A 17,521-nucleotide genomic window follows, 5' to 3' on the forward strand; every position below is an offset into this window, starting at 1 on the left:
ACTGAGTGCATACAAGAATTGTCTAATAGATTACTTACTAAGCGCCTGCTATCGAGCCTAATAATAGTGGCAGATTCGCGCTCAAAAAGTATGCAAAAATAGCACCCCCAATGCCACCGATTAGGAAGCTGCCAGCGAACTCGCTCCAGCCTTCATCAGTGCTCAAAGCTTCGGGTGGTTGATAAGGCAGCGTATTCCGAGAAATCTCGGAGCTGACATCGGCACCACCGTAGATAGACAAACAGACGGTCAAAATCAGCACTAGACCGATAGCGCTAAGCAAACCCGTGATCCCAAGTACATCCGTGTCTCTAAGCGGACCTAGTAGCGCAAACGGACCATACAGTAAATAGCCGTGGGCCATACCTACTTCTAAACCCCGTCGCTGAGCGGAAAGCCCAGTACGATAGGCCGGTAGGTTTTCGAGAAAAGCTTTAGACAACCCAGACGAGTTTAAAGGGGTTTCTAAATTACCGATTTGTGGATCGCCCTCATAGGGCTTGATAAAATTTGATGATGCTGGCATATCTAATTTCTTAGTTCTCCAAACTTACTCAACACAACTGCGTAATCACTAAAACAAACTATCAAAAGCTGTCCAAAGCCTAAGGATGCAGAAGTAGGTCAGGAAAGAACCGGTTGAATTCAATCAAAATGCCCGCTGTAATCACCATCCAAACGGTGGCAATGACAGGAGCGGTCGAAAGATATTTCAAAAGATTACTGCTCATAGATACTCCTCCTTGGAGTTCAGTTCTCTGTTTTCTTGTCGATTTCTGGCTTAAAGTCCTTTGGACAACGCGCTATATTCATACCAAAGTTTGCCAAACAAAGACTGTAGACAAACCTTGGCAAAGGTTATCTAGCTAGAGTTATCTAGCTGGGATTATCTAGCGAGGAGAGACTGTAATCTCTTCTTTCTTGGCAAACATCTCGCCAGATGTGATCTCTTTAAATGCTAAAAGTGGCCAAGTGGCACCACTTAGAGAGCACTTGATAGCCAAGGGCACATCGATAACGATCTCTTTTTCTTCAGGAGACTTCTCGCTACGGACTGCAATGACATAAGACCGACCGGCCCAGCCAATCCAACCAGCAATCAGTAAGAACAGTAGGCTCGGAATCAAAAACTCACCCGCGTGAGCCAAATCGCCGTCAACAACTAAGTGGGGAAGTCCTTCAGGGCCACACAGAAGGCTGGTGTTACCATAGAACTCAAAACGGGCTTTTGCCTCATCTGTGGGAGCAGCAGCAGCGCGTTTTTGGAAGGCGGCTGACTCGTTGCAAGGAACTAGACCTGCTACATCGTCACCTGCAATTCCGGCGGTCGCTGGAGCAGCAAAACCAAGGGAAAGACAGAGAACTAAAGCCAGAGCAAACAACCGTCGCATATATAGGTTTCCTCTCTCATTACTAGAAGCTTTGAGTAAGCCCATAGTTTGATAAAACTGCACAAACAGCACTTCATCAAAAATCCACAAGCCTAACCCAGCTTGTAGGCAATCATACTCCTCGGATGAGAGCTCCGTAAAGAAAGCACCGTAACGCTTTACATCCCGATACATTCCTCGACATATTCTGTCAAGAACCTCTGAACAACGCCTTAAAGCCGTCTATCCAAAGACAGATAACTTACGATTGAACGACTAAACAACGACTGAACTATGGTGGCTCAATCCTCTTCTTCCTCTGAAAAACAATCTGCCGTAGCACGCGCTATAGCAAGGACTGAAGAACAAGTTATAGAGTACTCAGCAGAAGGCCCTAGTCAGCCACAGGGTCAATCACAGACGACTATCTTAGCTATCGAGACAAGTTGCGATGAGACAGCAGTAGCCATTGTGCAAGGTAGAACAGTACTAAGCAGCATCGTGTCTTCACAAATTGAGACACATCAGCGCTACGGTGGGGTTGTTCCTGAGGTTGCCTCTCGGGAGCATGTGGGGATGATTGGCAATGCGATCGCTCAGGCACTGTCTCAGTCAGGCTTAGATTGGACTCAGGTGGATGCGATCGCCACTACCTGTGCTCCCGGCCTAGTTGGTGCGTTGATGGTAGGAATCACCGCCGCTAAAACCCTGGCGATGGTCCACAACAAACCTTTTCTAGGGGTTCATCACCTAGAAGGTCATATTCATGCTTCTTATCTAGGTGATCAAGACCTGCAGCCACCTTTCTTATGTCTATTGGTTTCGGGTGGACATACGAGTTTGATCCAGGTACAGGATACGGGTAGCTATACTATTCTAGGAAAGACCCGGGATGACGCGGCTGGTGAGGCATTTGACAAGGTGGCTCGGCTGCTTGGGCTAGGGTATCCTGGTGGCCCGGTGATCGATCGACTCGCAAAGCAAGGGAATTCCAAAGCCTTTGTGTTGCCAGAAGGAAAAATTTCGCAGCCGAACGGTGGGTTCCATCGCTATGACGCTAGCTTTAGCGGCTTAAAGACGGCAGTGCGGCGGCTCATTGAGAAATTGCAGACTGAGGCGTCAGCCAGGAAAGGCGAGGTACCGACAGCGGATGTGGCAGCCAGCTTCCAATTTACAGTCGTCAAAGCGCTGGTAAAGCGAGCCATTGCCTGTGCTACCGATTATGGATTAGACACGATTGTGGTCGGCGGTGGGGTTGCGGCTAATAGCGAGCTTAGAGAAACATTGAGTAGAGCTGCGGCAGAGTACGGAATTAGAGTGCTGTTTCCACCGATGAAATACTGCACGGACAATGCAGCTATGATTGCTTGTGCAGCAGTGGCACAGTTTAATAGAGGCATGCGATCGCCCCTTACCCTTGGCGCTCAGTCAAAACTATCCCTTACAGATATCGACAAACTCTATGCGTTCGAACAAAAAGCTTTGGACTGAAGGACTGAGTGAATGATTTGCGCTACCTTCTCCGGCTGCTCGATCATAGCCATATGGCCGCAGTTGGCTATCTCAGAGACAATTTGACCCCTAGCAAAGCCTGAATGAAAGCTAGCCAAATAATCAACATAGCGCCGAGGCATTACGGTATCTTCGGTAGCTGTGATGAAGTGGACTGGCTGAGCAAGGGCGCTAATAACTTGGGGCAATAGATAGACTTCTGCTGCGGTTGTAGATTCTAATAAAGCGCCGCTGGCAGCTTGCGCATTGGCTCGAACAAAATCACGAATACGCTGCTGTCCCCAGCTAACTGATAGAGGTTGCTTAACCATTAAGCGAGCAAATAGTCTTGGTAACAAGGGCAGCTGAGCTAGCCAGTTAGGTCGAAACTTGAGCATCTGTTGACCTGCTGCTCGAAATTTCTTGAACTCGTTCTCTATATACACGCCGCCTCCTGCATTAATGCAGATAACGCCTTTGATTCGCTCCGGTAGCAGATAGGCAGCCCAAAGCGCAATGCTGCCGCCTAACGAATGTCCTAGTAGCCATACCTGGTCAATGTCTAGCTGGTCAAGTAGAGATTCTAGATCTTTGGCATAGGCAGCCAGACTGTAGGTAGACGCCTGATATGTCTCACTTTTTTGGCTCCTGTGTAACCCAAATAAAGAACGCCCTGCTGGTAGCTCGATTACCTGGAAGCTAGTATCTAATTGTTCATGAGATAGATCACTCGGCAGGACTGACTCCCCAAATCCACGCATGTCGTAAGTCAAGCAGCGATAGCTCAGCGAGAGAGTTTGAACTAAAGGCTGCCAATAGGTCCTGCTAAGCAGCCAGCCGTGGATAAAAACGAGGGGATAAGATCTGTCGCTAGTCTGGACGATCGAAGAATTTGTTTGCGATCGCGCCTGGGTGAAGTCGTAGGCATGGGGAACGCCTCTGATACTTTCTGTGAGCATGTCCATATGCTAACGCTTCATTGGTGTAGAAGTGATTCTGTTGCTTCAGTTGTCTACCTGAGTAGGCATTCTTAGCACCGCGAATCCAGGCGCGTCTCGCAACGCCTCCAGTTGAAACACTCAATAGTTGTGAAACGCTCAACAGTTGAAACGAAAAAAATGTCTCTGCTAACACTTATCATCGATAAAGTGGGATCAATAAGTGAGCAGTCAAACGATATACTTTTATAAAGCGCTGCTTGACTCGATCTTAACTCTACTTAAATTTTATGCATGGGGTTCTGGAAAAGCCTGTTCACCACCTCTGATGTTGCTACAGCCTCCAAGCAAACTGCTGGTGACGGTTATATCGCAGAAGCTAAGAGCATTGACGACAGCCGAATCTTCTTTAGCACGGATCGCACCATCGATCTCTATGAGTTAGAAGAGCTATGTGACGCTGTAGGCTGGTCTCGCAGACCTATTCGCAAGGTCCGTAAAGCAATTCAAAATAGCTTTCTTGTGATTACGATGTGGGAGCAAAAAGGCAACCGCAAAAGACTAATTGGGTTTTCAAGAGCAACCTCAGATCATGCGTTTAATGCCACCATATGGGATGTTGTTGTCCATCCTGAGTTTCAAGGTAAGGGGCTAGGTAGAGCCTTGATGAAGCAGCTGATCAAAAAGCTACGTAGTGAAGATATCAGCAATGTAACGCTTTTTGCCGATCCAGACGTGGTTAATTTCTACAAGCAGCTAGGCTTTATGCCCGATCCTGAAGGAATCAAAGGCATGTTCTGGTATCCAGATTAGTTTATTCGTTTGGCCAGAAAAGAATTGTGTTCTCAGGGCAAATTGAGTTCAATCAGGCTAGTAGAAATGAAGACATCGCCCCTCTTGGTTTGACCTGTTGCCTTAGCAAGCAGCTTAGCTTGCGCCCGCTAGCGCTAGCGGATACAGAGGCGCTTTTTGCCCTAACTGATGCCAACCGCAGCTATCTGAAGCAATGGTTACCTTGGTTAGATTCAAACCTGAGTTCGAAAGATACTCGTGCTTTTATCGAACAGAAGATCGAAAAGGCGCATATAGGTCAGGAGCTAGTGTCTGCCATTTGCTACGACCATATAATCGTTGGGCTGATAGGGCTTCACGATATCAGTTGGAATAACCGTTCGGGCAGCATTGGCTATTGGCTAGATGCCGCTCATCAGGGTAAAGGCATAATGACCTTAGCCTGTCAATCCATGATGGATTATGGTTTCACGACGCTGAATCTTAATCGAATTGATATCTGCTGCGCCGTGAACAACGATCGGAGTGAAGCTGTTGCTAAAAGGCTAGGGTTGACTTATGAAGGCACTCTAAGAGAGGCAGAGTGGCTCTATGATCACTTTGTAGATCTGAAGGTACATTCTATGCTATGCCACGAATGGATTTCACGGTTAAGCTAGCTATGTGAAAACCTACTAATGTAGAAGTCCCCGGATGGGTTTAGCTCTACTTGTTGGGTTCAGTTGTTGGGTTCAGCGCTACTGCTAACTCAAACCTATCAGCATCAATCTATCATCTGCTGAGCTTGCTGAATCCAGCTAGCAACCATACCCACATCAGGAGCTAAATCAGCCCGCCGAAAAAGTTGTACCTGTAGTCGTAATAGCTGTGGATGCAGACGCTGAACCGTCATTGTTGCCAGTTGTTGCGGAGTACTGACCCCGGCGTGTAACAACAGGCCACAGTACTGACAGCCTACGCTTGGGATTCTCGCTAGGTTAGCCAAAGCTGTCCACTTGTTGATGTGTTTAATACTTGTACTAAGCTGTTTGGATAGCTGCTGTCTTTGAACGACGCTATTGCCTTTGCGCAACAGCTCAAACGTTGTCAAAATACCTATCTCATTTAGTTGCCGAACCTGTCCCTTCGTCAGTCCGGGCAGTTGATCGAGAGGATGGTTAATAGAGGTCACCATACAAAGGTTTGTTCTTTTCTGTTCCGTATAGCCTAATTACTTCTATCATTTCACCAGGCGCCGAAAAGGCTAATAACCCATGCTAGTATGAAGGCCGGGATGTAGCGCAGCTTGGTAGCGCGCCTGCTTTGGGAGCAGGATGTCGCAGGTTCGAATCCTGTCATCCCGATAGCCACGACTCAAGCAGTGATTCAAACTAGATAGCTAGCTGTGCCAATTATTCTTATTGTCTACCGTCGCTTGAGCAATTTCGGACGGCTCGACATGATAAGGGTGAAAACATGGTGGTATAGGTATATATAGAAATTTATGAAGCTGTCTATTCGTCGCATTTTCGCGCAGGTATTGGCTATCGGCACTCTGGGTCTAGGACCAATGGCCATAGGATTGCTAAGTGCTCCGGTCTTAGCCTTATCAGAAGAGCAAATTGTTCAGCAGCGCGAAGCAGTCTTGTCCTTCATTCTAGAAGATGAGGAAGGGCCTATTGCTGGACCAGATGGCATTTTAGTCTTTGTAACTTTGCAAAGTGCCAGCGACTATATCGCTGCAAATCGACTAGAAGACACCGATACCATCAAAGTAATTCCGACGAACCTAGAGCGTATCCACCAGGTCGCTGAGGAAATCGAGGGGGAACCTTTACGGATTACCTTGGTGCCTGAAGAAGCAGAAGTAGAGAATGCTCGTGACATCGACCCAGACTATCAAGGTGGTGTGCCTTTGTTCTATGCCCAGCTGCCTAATGGCGCTTTCGCACCGCTTTGGCAACCTGATGGCGAAGTGGTCTTTCCTTTATACTTTTCTCGCTCCGATTTGGATGAGTCTTTAGCTCGTTTGCCTCAAGAGGAGCTAGGCATCGAAGTTGCGGTAATTCCACTTCAGGTGATTTTGCAAGAAATCCATACCAGCGACAACGAAGATCTTAGCCGGATACGGATGCTATCTCCTCAAGTGGTCGATGCTATCAGAGCTGCTAGCGAAGAAGCTGAGAATACTGCTCCGTCGGATGAACCTGAGGCTCAGTAGGGTTCTTGTAGCGAGGTGATCGCAGACAGTCTAAGCTCACCGTCGCAGAGATCATCACCACTAGAATGAGAATACTGCTATCAACCCCAAAGTCTCTGCAAGGGCACAGGTGAGCGTGAGTGGAAAACGGAGGTACTCTATAGCCAGTTTGCCAGCTAAATTCTGGTGATATGCAGGTTCGCCATAGTGCATATTAGCCACAGCAAAGAGCGGTTGTAACTAGAGAGTGGCTGTGACTAAAGAGCGGTCATGGCATGCCTTTGGGCCAGCTCTTTCACACTATAGCTAGCGACGAATGTCAACTAAATACTCTTTTGCCTTTGCTCCTCCTGATACTTTCTAAACACCCATATGCAGATGATATTAATTACCAGCGTCATGCTGATACTAGTGACTGCGGACCACTGGTAACCCATCTTGTGGATGATATGCCAGGGAAGCATAAAGAGAGCAACGTATGTTAGAGAATGCAGTCGCTTCCAGTTCTTTCGAAGCTTGCGTATACTCCAGTTGTTAGAGGTGACAGCTAGTAGCGCGAAAATAAACATGAGTGAGAGACCGCTGATACTTTTGCGGTAGAACTCCACTTTTGAGATGTCCGGATCATGATGGTAGAGGACAAAACATGCATGTAGAACCGATAGCACGAATGTCCAAATGCCAATCTCACGGCGATTCTTTTGAAGAATTCTACTGAAGGCGGTATACCTGAAGGCTGGAAAAGCGACCTTCAAGTTACTTGGTAAGAGCGTAGCCACATAGGTCAGCGTTGCGATAAAACCTAGCGTATTATCCATTTGAGATACCCCAGCGAGTTTTAGGTGGTTGCCAATTTGCTCTATCCGTCAAACGGGCTTGTAAAACCGTTCGACGAGGCAAAGTGGTTAGCTAACGTATGAAGGCGCCCAGTACTAGTGGTATTTGATACTTTTAGAGTTCGGGCGCACGTAGGTGAGCATATTATTGACAGCTACCGTCTCGAACTCTCGTTTAGTGCGCTTAGTATCTTTAATATGTGCCAATGGGTATACGGCGTCGTTCAGATAGAGAATCGTATTCACGTCCTCTTGTCCCAAGTTCTCGCTAGTGTTCCTGGTTCAAAGCCATCAATGAAGAAAATGCCGCGTTCCTGTGAAGACCATAATCAGCCCTAGCTCATTGGCAGCGGTGATTGACGCTTGATCGCGAATGCTGCCACCAGGCTGTACGATTGCCCGAATCCCTGCAGCGGCCGCTGTTCTGACAGAATCATCAAAAGGAAAGAAGCCATCGCTCGCTAGAATCGCGCCTTCAGCTCGATTGCCTGCTTGCTCTAAAGCGATCTTAACCGCGCCCACTCGGTTCATTTGCCCGGCGCCAACGCCGAGGGTAGTATTGTCACGGGCAATCAAGATAGCATTGGACTTCACGTGCTTGACAACTCGCCAAGAGAAAAGTAGTTGGGCAAGCTCAGCTTCGCTAGGTTTCTTTTTAGTGACAATGTTCCATCGAACCGGATCTTCAGGTAGATCGTTAGCGGCTTGGATAAGAAACCCGCCTGCGATCGCTTTTACAGTCTGTGCTGGTCCGGATGCTAAATTTGGCAGCACTAATATTCGTAAGTTTTTCTTCTTCGCTAGGATTGCTTCAGCCTGTTCACTACACCCTGGTGCGACCACGCATTCTAGGAACGTCTCTGTTAGAGCCTGTGCCGTCTGGGCATCGATTGATTGATTGAGCGCAACAATGCCGCCAAAGGCAGACACATTGTCGGCGTTAAACGCTTGCTGATATGCCGTTGATAGCGAGTCGGCAACAGATACCCCACAAGGATTCGTGTGCTTTAAAACAGCAGCAGCAGGGCGTTCATTTCCTGGAAACTCGGCAATAATCCGGCGAGCCGCTTCTAGATCAACTAGGTTGTTGTAGCTGAGCGCTTTACCCTGTAGCTGTTTGGCCGCTGCCCAGCCACTAGCGATCGCCCCGGTCTGATACCAGCCGGCGCTCTGATGGGGGTTCTCGCCATAGCGGAGGGTCTGCTTCAAGTGACCGTTGATGGCGTAGCTAGCGGGTAGAGCAGCCGCTGCGTCTGGTTGATTGGCTAGGGTTTTCTGCTCAGTAAGGTATCGGGCGATCGCACAGTCATAGTTCGCGGTATGCCAGAATGCTTGCTGGGCGCAGGAAGCACGAAACTCTTGGGATGGCTTGCCCTGATTTGCTTTAGCTACTGTCAGATAGTCATCATATTGGTTTGGGTTGCACAGCACAGTGACGTACTGATGATTCTTAGCTGCCGCTCGAATCATCGTCGGGCCACCGATATCGATTTTCTCAATTGCTGCTGTCAAGGTGACATCAGGCTGAGCGACTGTTTGCTCGAAAGGATAAAGATTGACGACGACTAAATCGAAGGCGCGAATGTCATTGTTCGTCAGATCGTCTCGGTCCATTGGCTGATCTGGTCTGGCTAATATACCACCATGAACTTTTGGATGTAGGGTCTTGACGCGCCCACCTAGAATTTCGGGAGAGCCTGTGTAGTCAGCTACTTTAATGACTGGAATACCCGCGTCGCTAATCGCCTTTGCAGTGCCACCGCTACTAATAATTTCAAAATCAAGATCTTCGGTGAGCGACTTGGCTAACTTAATCAGACCAGTTTTATCTGAAACACTTAGCAGGGCAAGGCGGGACATGGGCGATTTTTTTGAGCTACGGGACAGGTTTAAAGCGTACAGGCTTTGGGGAGCGAGTGGGAGGGCCCAGTCAGGAGCAAGACATTTATGCACAAGCCGACTGTGAGGACTTTATGATTGATTGGGCTTGTGTCTAGTTTGTGCCTAAGAGATTGGAACGATGGTAGAGCAGTTGAGTTTGAATGCGATCGCAATTACGCCAGAAGGCGCAGGCGAACAGCTGATTGTTTTGCTTCACGGCTGGGGGGCAAACGCTCAGGACGTGGCCGGAGTGATCAACGCAATCAATATGGTAAGCTCGCCGACTCGGGCCTTATTGCCAGATGCTCCGTTTACCCATCCGATGGTACCAGGAGGACTTGCTTGGTATAGCTTTCCAGCAAACTATGACTTTCGCAGGGCACATAATTTTGAGGCACAGGCTGATTTACGCGAGAGTCGCCAGCGGCTTTTGTACTGGATGCGTTCATTGCCTGAAAAGACTGGTATCCCTCTCGAAAAAACCATCATGGGCGGCTTTTCACAAGGCGGTGCAATGACCTTAGATATCGCGCCTCAGCTACCTTTAGCTGCCATGCTTATCCTCAGTAGCTACAGTCATGCCCCTATTCCTCCGTGCATTACTCCGCGTCCAATTTTGCTAGTTCATGGCAGACAAGATCCTGTCGTACCGCTAGCTAGAGCACTGGAGGCCAAATCTCAGCTAGAAAGTCAGGGGCTCGCTGTGACCTATCACGAATTTGATATGGGCCACGAAGTTTCTATGGATGCGCTTAAAGTAGCCAGTCAGTTTTGTTTATCTCTTTAACGTTTAACTCTATTTAGTTAATAGACTCTGTAAAGGCGCAGCGAGAAAGACTACACTTGAAGCACATTCTGTAGCTAGCCGTGGATACATCTGTCTGCTCGCTAGTCGCTTCATGCCAACTCTGTTCATACCAGCTTGTAGGGAATGGGCCACCATGCAATCCACTGAATCACTTCACACTAGCGCGCACAACGAGGCAGCTGTCAACTCAGCCCCCCAGGCCAACAATCATATCTGGTCTCAAGATATTGCCCAGATGACACCAGAAGATGTGGCGCAGCTCGCTCAAAGACTAGAGCAAGACGAATATGTCACTCCGTTTGAAGGGCTACAAGACTGGCACCGCCTGCGAGCTGTTGCTTTCCAACGCTCAGAGCTGGTAGAACCCTACATGCACTTACTCGACCTCGAAGCTTTCGACGAGTCGTAGGCACTGCTACCTATTGCTACCTATGTCGTTGCAGGACCCTGCTTCAATCAGTCTGCCCGCAAAAGTCAGCCCGATAGAGAGCAGCTCTGTAACTAGTGAGCCAGCTAGTGAGCCTTCGAAGATCTTGATAGGTATAACTGGTGGCGTTGCTGCGTACAAGCTGTGCGAAGTGACCTCAACGCTAGCAAAAGCTGGGGTCGAGGTTAGAGTGCTGATGACGCGGCAGGCTCAAAGCTTTGTCAGCGCGCTTACGTTTGCGGCGCTGTCTCGGCATCCGGTCTATACAGATGACGATTTCTGGTCTGCTAAGCAGGCGAGGCCCTTACATATCGAGTTAGGTGAATGGGCTGATGTTTTTATCATCGCTCCCTTAAGCGCGAATACGCTAGCTAAGCTAGCTCATGGACTGGCCGATAATCTGTTGACAAATACAGTGCTAGCCTCAACCTGTCCGGTTCTGCTCGCACCTGCTATGAATACAGATATGTGGCGGCAAGTGGCCGTTCAACGCAACTGGCAGCAGCTAGAGACCAACAAGCAAGCATCGCGATATCACTCGGTGGGGCCTAATTCAGGGCGACTCGCGTGCGATCGCATTGGTACCGGACGGATGGCAGAGCCGACCGAAATCGTCACCACGATCTACTCCTTGCGCCACACCAAAGGGCGAAGAGATTTACTAGGGAAACATTTGCTAATCAGCGGTGGCACTACCCAAGAGTACTTAGATCCCGTTAGGTTCATAAGTAATCCAGCGACGGGTCGCATGGGAATTGCTTTGGCCCAAGCTGCTCACCATAGAGGGGCAGGGGTTACTTTAGTCCACGGGCCGCTTACAGAAGAACTCACAAACACTATTCCGATTCCTATTCGCACCATTGCTGTCACTACCGCTGAGGAAATGGAGCGCGCAATGCTTTCAGCGCTGCCGTCGGCCGACTGGACGATCATGTCTGCCGCGATCGCCGATGTTCGTCCGACGAAAACTGTTGCTCACAAGCTGCTGAAGCAAGATCTACCGACCCATCTACCTTTATCTACCGTTCCAGATATCGTTGCCCAGCTCGCCAGCCAAAAATCGCAAAGCCAACGAATTGTCGGCTTTGCCGCTCAAACAGGCGACATCGTCACGCCAGCGCGTGACAAGCTCAAAAGGAAAAACTTAGACGCTATCGTAGCAAATCCTATTGATAAATCAGATAGTGGGTTTGGCAGTTCCAACAACCAGGCCACGATTCTTTTAGCAGATGGTCGGCAGAGACAGGTTGCTCATTGCAGCAAATTATCGTTAGCTCATCAGCTCTATGACTACTTATTAGACGTTTTCTAATATTGAATCTGATATGAATCTGAACTGAACTAGAGTCTCGAGTAGAGAGCTGACAACTGAATCAAAACAGAGCTTATCAAGCAAGCTGTATAGTTGACGACAAACCTCATAAATCCCCAGGAACATCTATAGCTTTGCGTACTTTGCTTACTACATCACGAAAGCTTACAGCGCTTTGTGTTGTATGAAATGGACATAGCAATTGCCCGAATGCGTCCGCGCATTGCTATATCTGCAAACCTAGTCATCGCAATAACTGATTGCTCATGTTGCTAGCTTCATACGAGAGGGAGCAATCTCTAAGATTGTGAGAAGTCGCTTGTATAAATTACCAACTCTTTCAACACAGTTTATATGATGGCCATAGCTTAGACGGTAGTTATCCCGAGTTTTTGGCATGGTTCACACGAAGATAAAAGGCCAGTCAGTTATTAGTTTGCGTAGAGACTATCGGCAGGCAAGCGGACTTTTGGGTAGTATATTGACTGGCTTCAGGCAGCGAGAACTTTCATTTGAGCAGCGCCAGGTCGAGCTCACTGTCCAAGATATTAATTGGGGTCTGCCTTCACCTGCTGTCACTAGTAAAGTCAAGAGGTTAGTTGATATTGTTGGCGCCGTGGTTGGATTAGGTCTCGTTGCTGCTTTATTAATTCCGATTGCGATCGCCATCCAGATCGATCATCCTGGTCCTATCTTCTTCAGCCAAACTCGGTACGGCTATAGAGGTCGTCCTTTTCGCATCTGGAAATTTCGCTCCATGATCCCAGATGCTGAGGCCAAAAAGCACACTGTCGAAAATGAAGCCAAAGGACTGATCTTCAAAAATGAAGCAGACCCACGCATCACCCGCATCGGACGATTTCTTAGACGCACTAGCCTAGATGAGCTGCCCCAGTTTTTCAACGTTCTAACCGGCGATATGAGCCTGGTCGGAACGCGACCACCCGTACTTAACGAGGTTATACAATACAATCGCTATCACTGGCGGCGTCTCGCTGTTAAGCCAGGTATGACTGGACGGTGGCAAACTAGCGGCCGCTCTAGCATTAAGGATTTTGAACAGATCGTCGAGATGGATTTAGACTATCAGGCCAACTGGTCTAACTGGCTAGATATACAAATTATCTTCAAGACAATTGCTGTCGTCTTCGACCATAAAGACGCTTGCTAGTCATCTACGAACAGTTATCTACGAGTAGTCAACGGAGAGGGGGGGATTCGAACCCCCGTTAGGTTTGACCCTAAAACAGTTTTCGAGACTGCCGCATTCAACCACTCTGCCACCTCTCCAGATGGTTCTACATCTTACACTGATTTCTTGAGAAGTCTGTGCTTAGCTCTAAGAACAGACCTAGAACAAAGCTGCGTAGTCATCGCCAGGTGCGAATTGCTCCCGCCGCCTTAGCCAGATACAAATGGCCATATACACGAGGTAGCTAACTACTACATGCCATCCTTCTATGCCAGTGAACTCAAGTGAACTGCCAGGAAGCTGATTAAATTGATCAACTACCCAAATCAAAATATGGATTGGATAGTAGAGGGTAGAAGCGATGAAGCTACCGATGAGCGGAACGGGAATTGCTGCGATCGCGCTGATAAACCCACCCATACTAATCAACGTTACCAACGGTGTTGTGATTCCGTTTAATAAGACGCTATACGTTGGCAGTACTTGAAAATACAGTAGCTGAAGCGGAATCGTCCATAGATAGGCTGCGATCGGAACAGCTAGAACCATTGCTACTGATACCGGCAGCCAGTCTAGTAGCTGTATAAGCCGAGGTACCGTCAATATCAGCCCTAATGTTGCTACTACACTGAGTTGAAATCCAATATCCCATATCCACTGAGGGTTGAAGAGCAAGATGAGTACCGCTGCCAACAACAGTCCACTTAGCGGATTGACCTTGCGCGATGTTGCTAGTCCTAGCAGCATTCCACCCCCCATTACTGCCGCTCGAACCACGCTAGGCTGTAGTCCAGTTAAACCAATGTATACAATTAGTGCTATTGCACCCGCGATCGCCTGCGTCTGCGCCCTTTGAGATTTCACACAGCATAGTACTAAAGTCAGGATCAAAGAAACGTGGAAGCCAGAAGCTGCTAGCGTATGTGCCAATCCTGCTGAAATAAAACTATCTCTAACCTCAAAGGGTAAATCTACTGCCTTTCGTCCTAGGGTCATTGCACTTAGCAAGTTTCCAGCCGGCTCATCTAACCACCGATTCTGCGCCGAAACAATCCGCGCTCTCAACTTCCATAAGGCCGACTGTGGCGGCTCTTGATTGGGTAGAAACTCTATCCAAAAAGTTCTGAAGCTAGCAAAACAACCCTGCCGAACTAGATAGTCCCCAAAGCCACTAGCCTGCGCTGACTTTAGTTCTTCAACCGCAGAAATTTTTCCTCTTAGCTCTATCAGCTTGCCAGGATAGAGTCTTTTGCTTGGTGCTAGTGCTGCGCTCACATATAGCTTGCCACTAGCAGACCGGGGCGCTTCAATCGTATTCTTCGTTCCTACTCCTCTGACAGACTGCACTTCTAAGAAAAACTTAGCCTTTTGATTGCGGCTTGTTTGCGGTGTTTGTAAGACTTTCCCGAGGACTCGTCGCTCATGATCGGAAGCAAAGTGGCTAATATCGTTAGCGGCTGGCTGAGGGGATCGCGCTATGCAATAGCTCGCTGCTATCAGTCCAACTAGTCCTGCTATCCACCACTGCCTTCTAGTCGGCCCCATTCGCCAGATACGAGGAACTATCAGACTACAAAGAACACCAAGACAGAAAATGCTACATCCAGCCACAGACACCCAACCTAAGATGCGTACCTCTGTAATTCCGGTTGCCAGTAGGCCCAGAATGTATGCCGCCGCAATGGCCAAACCGCCCCAAGGCGTCATGTTCCTAGCTCCAAGCGTGCTTTTCTTTCTATAGAGAGCCCATCTACTAACTATGTATCCGCTATCTGTAAAAAAGAGACCCTGGAGTACGTTCCCCAAAGCCTCTTATAAAGCGCGCTTTTCTTTTTGGTTCAAATAGACCTAGATAGATAGTCCTAGCTGGGCACCAAAAAATGCGTGGATGACCAATGTTACTAGGGCTGCACTGCCAATGTAGGCGTGGGCTGATCGAAGAGCCCGCTTGCCTTTGCCAAACTTAGTTGCTGCGATCAAAGCATTGGTCGTTAGAAGTGCGATCGCTCCCATTCCTGTCACAAAATGTGAGCTTTCCAAAATTGGCTTACCTTGCATTACCAGCGATAAGAGCCCGCCTGTTGCCCCTATCACGATAAGCAGATACATCAGGGGTGCAATCTTCGCATGAGCCTGCTTTTGCTCAACCGCAACTCCCGTGTCAGTTGCCAAACGCCCCTGCCATCCGGCATACGCCGCCGCTCCGCCCATCACAAATACCACAATCGCCATCATAACTGGATGACCCCAATGCACGATCGGCTCTGGCAAGCCGAACTGGGCAAACCAGGCCCCAATTGGCTCTAAATAGGCTTTCAAAGCTATATCCACAATCTTGATCCTCAGCAATACGAAAGATACTTGATACCTCTTGACACAGGCTAATCGAAGCCTAGAGTGCTTTCGGTTTATCTATCTTGCTGTCCTATCAGAGGTCTGCTTCAACAGGGGAAACCCCAGCTTTTCGCGCTGCTCGTAATACAGCTGAGCTACTCGTCTAGCAAGTCCTCTTACCTGGCGGATGTACCGTGTCCTTTCTGTTACCGAGATTACGCCTCGCGCATCTAGCAAATTGAAGGTGTGCGAACACTTTAGAACATAGTCATAGCTCGGTAGCACCAACCCTTTTTCCATTAGTTGTTCAGCTTCTTGCTGATACAGTTCAAACAGCTTAAATAGTAATTTTGAACTGGAAGCCTCAAAGTTGTACGTAGAGTTTTCAATCTCTGCCTGCATATACACATCTCCGTACGTCAGCCCATCATTCCATTGAATCTTCGCCATCGCATCTACTTCTTGTAGATACATCGTCAGCCTCTCTAATCCATATGTAATCTCAATAGAAACCGGCCGACAATCTAATCCCCCACACTGCTGAAAATAAGTGAATTGTGTCACTTCCATTCCATCTAGCCAAACTTCCCAACCCACACCCCACGCTCCGACAGCCGCATCTTCCCAGTTGTCTTCTACAAACCTAATATCGTGGTCCTCAGGCATAATCCCTAACGCCCTCAAAGACTCTAAATACAGTTCTTGAATATTGCTAGGAGAAGGCTTAATCAGCACCTGATACTGGAAGTAATGCTGATAGCGGTTAGGATTTTCTCCATACCGACCATCTGCAGGGCGTCTACAGGGCTCGACGTAAGCAACCGACCAAGGCTCTGGGCCAATTGCTCTTAGAAATGTATGTGGGCTTTTGGTCCCAGCCCCTTTCTCAGTGTCGTAAGGCTGCATGACCAAACATCCTTGCTCAGACCAAAACTCGTTCAAAGTAGCAATAACGGACTGAAAATTCACTTAGCTTCTCCCAGAAGTGCTTTCAACACCCTATACAGTCTCTACCTACTCGCCGCTAATGTATAGACGCCAAAAAAACAAGTAAACATGTAGGCATATAGCTGACTCCTAGATAAGTAACCTCAAAAGAGGAAGAAGCCAAAGGTTTTTCCTTTGGCTTCTTCCTCTTTAAGACCGACTTACGTCGCCTGTAGGATTATGTAGTTTTAAATCCCATACGTAGAGAGGGATACAGGCGTTTTCGACTTTTTCTACAGAAACTAGTTGACACTCGTTGTATTAGAGCGTTATATTCATTAGGCGCTGAAGGGAGGAAGCGACGCGAGAGCGGCGCCCTGGAGGCGATAAGTAGCACCTAGAAAAGAGAATAGTTTAGAGAATTATGAATTAACGAGACCCTCGTTAAAGAAGTAAATTGTTTTCGAGGATAGCATAGTTATTTTCGAAATGCAATGTAAGGATAGCTAGTAAATAGCTTGAGTTTGAGACAAACTGAGTTCTTTTAGAGAATTCACCTAAAATGGAGAGTTTGATCCTGGCTCAGGATGAACGCTGGCGGCGTGCTTAACACATGCAAGTCGAACGGACCTTTTCGGAGGTTAGTGGCGGACGGGTGAGTAACGCGTGAGGATCTGCCTATAGGATGGGGACAACAGGGAGAAATTCCTGCTAACACCCGATGTGCCGAGAGGTGAAATATTAATAGCCTGTAGATGAGCTCGCGTCTGATTAGCTAGTTGGTGGGGTAAAGGCTTACCAAGGCGACGATCAGTAGCTGGTCTGAGAGGACGATCAGCCACACTGGGACTGAGACACGGCCCAGACTCCTACGGGAGGCAGCAGTGGGGAATTTTCCGCAATGGGCGCAAGCCTGACGGAGCAACGCCGCGTGAGGGAGGAAGGCCTGTGGGTTGTAAACCTCTTTTCTCAGGGAAGAAGATTCTGACGGTACCTGAGGAATCAGCATCGGCTAACTCCGTGCCAGCAGCCGC

General features: G+C 48.3%; 18 protein-coding genes, 2 tRNA genes and 1 other annotated feature. Of the genes, 9 read left to right on the plus strand and 11 right to left on the minus strand.

What is annotated here, in order from left to right:
- Nucleotides 1–37: 37 nt before the first annotated feature.
- The 3 genes from S7335_RS09115 to S7335_RS09125 all read right to left on the minus strand — a co-directional run bounded on the left by S7335_RS09115 (nucleotide 38) and on the right by S7335_RS09125 (nucleotide 1,391).
- Complete coding sequence (locus S7335_RS09115) at nucleotides 38–526, minus strand: photosystem I reaction center subunit XI (protein WP_006454456.1); 489 nt, start codon at nucleotides 524–526, stop codon at nucleotides 38–40.
- Nucleotides 527–605: 79 nt separating this feature from the next.
- The gene (gene psaJ / locus S7335_RS09120) at nucleotides 606–731 is read right to left on the minus strand and encodes a photosystem I reaction center subunit IX (protein WP_006456081.1); all 126 of its coding nucleotides are present in this window, start codon (nucleotides 729–731) and stop codon (nucleotides 606–608) included.
- Nucleotides 732–890: 159 nt separating this feature from the next.
- Nucleotides 891–1,391 (minus strand): photosystem I reaction center subunit III, encoded by a 501-nt coding sequence (locus S7335_RS09125; RefSeq protein ID WP_038017714.1) that lies wholly within the window; start codon nucleotides 1,389–1,391, stop codon nucleotides 891–893.
- A 273-nt stretch (nucleotides 1,392–1,664) separates the two neighbouring features.
- Here S7335_RS09125 and tsaD point away from each other — a divergent pair, with 273 nt between their 5' ends.
- Nucleotides 1,665–2,861 carry a tRNA (adenosine(37)-N6)-threonylcarbamoyltransferase complex transferase subunit TsaD gene (tsaD, locus tag S7335_RS09130; RefSeq protein WP_006456468.1) on the plus strand — a complete coding sequence of 399 codons (1,197 nt, stop codon included), beginning with the start codon at nucleotides 1,665–1,667 and terminating at the stop codon, nucleotides 2,859–2,861.
- On the opposite strand, the gene S7335_RS09135 is transcribed toward tsaD, so the two are convergent.
- Nucleotides 2,831–3,826 (minus strand): alpha/beta fold hydrolase, encoded by a 996-nt coding sequence (locus tag S7335_RS09135; protein WP_006454567.1) that lies wholly within the window; start codon nucleotides 3,824–3,826, stop codon nucleotides 2,831–2,833. The genes tsaD and S7335_RS09135 overlap by 31 nt on opposite strands.
- Nucleotides 3,827–4,093: 267 nt before the next feature.
- Between S7335_RS09135 and S7335_RS09140 the strand changes: the two genes are divergently transcribed.
- Complete coding sequence (locus S7335_RS09140) at nucleotides 4,094–4,612, plus strand: GNAT family N-acetyltransferase (protein ID WP_006454532.1); 519 nt, start codon at nucleotides 4,094–4,096, stop codon at nucleotides 4,610–4,612.
- A gap of 26 nt (nucleotides 4,613–4,638) precedes the next feature.
- Nucleotides 4,639–5,250, plus strand: a complete 612-nt coding sequence (locus S7335_RS09145; protein ID WP_006454093.1) for a GNAT family N-acetyltransferase — start codon at nucleotides 4,639–4,641, stop codon at nucleotides 5,248–5,250.
- Between the two features lie 104 nt (nucleotides 5,251–5,354).
- Here S7335_RS09145 and S7335_RS09150 read toward each other — a convergent pair whose 3' ends face one another.
- Nucleotides 5,355–5,765, minus strand: a complete 411-nt coding sequence (locus tag S7335_RS09150; protein WP_006456064.1) for a DUF4332 domain-containing protein — start codon at nucleotides 5,763–5,765, stop codon at nucleotides 5,355–5,357.
- Between the two features lie 95 nt (nucleotides 5,766–5,860).
- On the opposite strand from S7335_RS09150, the gene S7335_RS09155 reads away from it, so the two are divergent.
- Together S7335_RS09155 and S7335_RS09160 are read left to right on the plus strand one after the other, a co-directional pair.
- Nucleotides 5,861–5,934: transfer RNA gene (locus tag S7335_RS09155), tRNA-Pro, on the plus strand.
- Between the two features lie 140 nt (nucleotides 5,935–6,074).
- A complete protein-coding gene (locus tag S7335_RS09160) occupies nucleotides 6,075–6,791 on the plus strand; it encodes a Tic22 family protein (RefSeq protein ID WP_006455953.1) in 717 nt (238 codons plus the stop codon).
- A 302-nt stretch (nucleotides 6,792–7,093) separates the two neighbouring features.
- On the opposite strand, the gene S7335_RS29460 is transcribed toward S7335_RS09160, so the two are convergent.
- Both S7335_RS29460 and purH read right to left on the minus strand, forming a co-directional pair.
- On the minus strand, nucleotides 7,094–7,588 hold the full coding sequence (locus S7335_RS29460) for a ferric reductase-like transmembrane domain-containing protein (protein ID WP_006454010.1): 495 nt from the start codon (nucleotides 7,586–7,588) through the stop codon (nucleotides 7,094–7,096).
- 309 nt (nucleotides 7,589–7,897) lie between these two features.
- Complete coding sequence (gene purH / locus S7335_RS09170; RefSeq protein WP_006454620.1) at nucleotides 7,898–9,466, minus strand: bifunctional phosphoribosylaminoimidazolecarboxamide formyltransferase/IMP cyclohydrolase; 1,569 nt, start codon at nucleotides 9,464–9,466, stop codon at nucleotides 7,898–7,900.
- Nucleotides 9,467–9,626: 160 nt separating this feature from the next.
- Between purH and S7335_RS09175 the strand changes: the two genes are divergently transcribed.
- The 4 genes from S7335_RS09175 to S7335_RS09190 all read left to right on the plus strand — a co-directional run bounded on the left by S7335_RS09175 (nucleotide 9,627) and on the right by S7335_RS09190 (nucleotide 13,205).
- On the plus strand, nucleotides 9,627–10,274 hold the full coding sequence (locus tag S7335_RS09175) for an alpha/beta hydrolase (protein WP_006456906.1): 648 nt from the start codon (nucleotides 9,627–9,629) through the stop codon (nucleotides 10,272–10,274).
- Nucleotides 10,275–10,506: 232 nt separating this feature from the next.
- Nucleotides 10,507–10,704 carry a DUF2555 domain-containing protein gene (locus S7335_RS28795; RefSeq protein ID WP_038017729.1) on the plus strand — a complete coding sequence of 66 codons (198 nt, stop codon included), beginning with the start codon at nucleotides 10,507–10,509 and terminating at the stop codon, nucleotides 10,702–10,704.
- A gap of 13 nt (nucleotides 10,705–10,717) precedes the next feature.
- Nucleotides 10,718–12,034 carry a bifunctional phosphopantothenoylcysteine decarboxylase/phosphopantothenate--cysteine ligase CoaBC gene (coaBC, locus tag S7335_RS09185; protein ID WP_006454422.1) on the plus strand — a complete coding sequence of 439 codons (1,317 nt, stop codon included), beginning with the start codon at nucleotides 10,718–10,720 and terminating at the stop codon, nucleotides 12,032–12,034.
- 397 nt (nucleotides 12,035–12,431) lie between these two features.
- Complete coding sequence (locus tag S7335_RS09190) at nucleotides 12,432–13,205, plus strand: sugar transferase (RefSeq protein ID WP_006455089.1); 774 nt, start codon at nucleotides 12,432–12,434, stop codon at nucleotides 13,203–13,205.
- A 32-nt stretch (nucleotides 13,206–13,237) separates the two neighbouring features.
- Here S7335_RS09190 and S7335_RS09195 read toward each other — a convergent pair.
- From S7335_RS09195 to glyQ, 4 genes are all read right to left on the minus strand, one after another.
- Nucleotides 13,238–13,324 (minus strand) — tRNA-Ser (locus S7335_RS09195).
- A 61-nt stretch (nucleotides 13,325–13,385) separates the two neighbouring features.
- The gene (locus tag S7335_RS09200) at nucleotides 13,386–14,933 is read right to left on the minus strand and encodes a ComEC/Rec2 family competence protein (protein ID WP_006456340.1); all 1,548 of its coding nucleotides are present in this window, start codon (nucleotides 14,931–14,933) and stop codon (nucleotides 13,386–13,388) included.
- A gap of 141 nt (nucleotides 14,934–15,074) precedes the next feature.
- Nucleotides 15,075–15,557 carry a DUF4079 domain-containing protein gene (locus S7335_RS09205; protein WP_006457526.1) on the minus strand — a complete coding sequence of 161 codons (483 nt, stop codon included), beginning with the start codon at nucleotides 15,555–15,557 and terminating at the stop codon, nucleotides 15,075–15,077.
- 81 nt (nucleotides 15,558–15,638) lie between these two features.
- Nucleotides 15,639–16,529 carry a glycine--tRNA ligase subunit alpha gene (glyQ, locus tag S7335_RS09210; RefSeq protein WP_006456970.1) on the minus strand — a complete coding sequence of 297 codons (891 nt, stop codon included), beginning with the start codon at nucleotides 16,527–16,529 and terminating at the stop codon, nucleotides 15,639–15,641.
- Nucleotides 16,530–17,054: 525 nt separating this feature from the next.
- Nucleotides 17,055–17,521, plus strand: a sequence feature (16S ribosomal RNA rRNA prediction is too short).

Origin of the sequence: Synechococcus sp. PCC 7335, assembly GCF_000155595.1 — a bacterium.
GTDB lineage: Bacteria > Cyanobacteriota > Cyanobacteriia > Phormidesmidales > Phormidesmidaceae > Phormidesmis.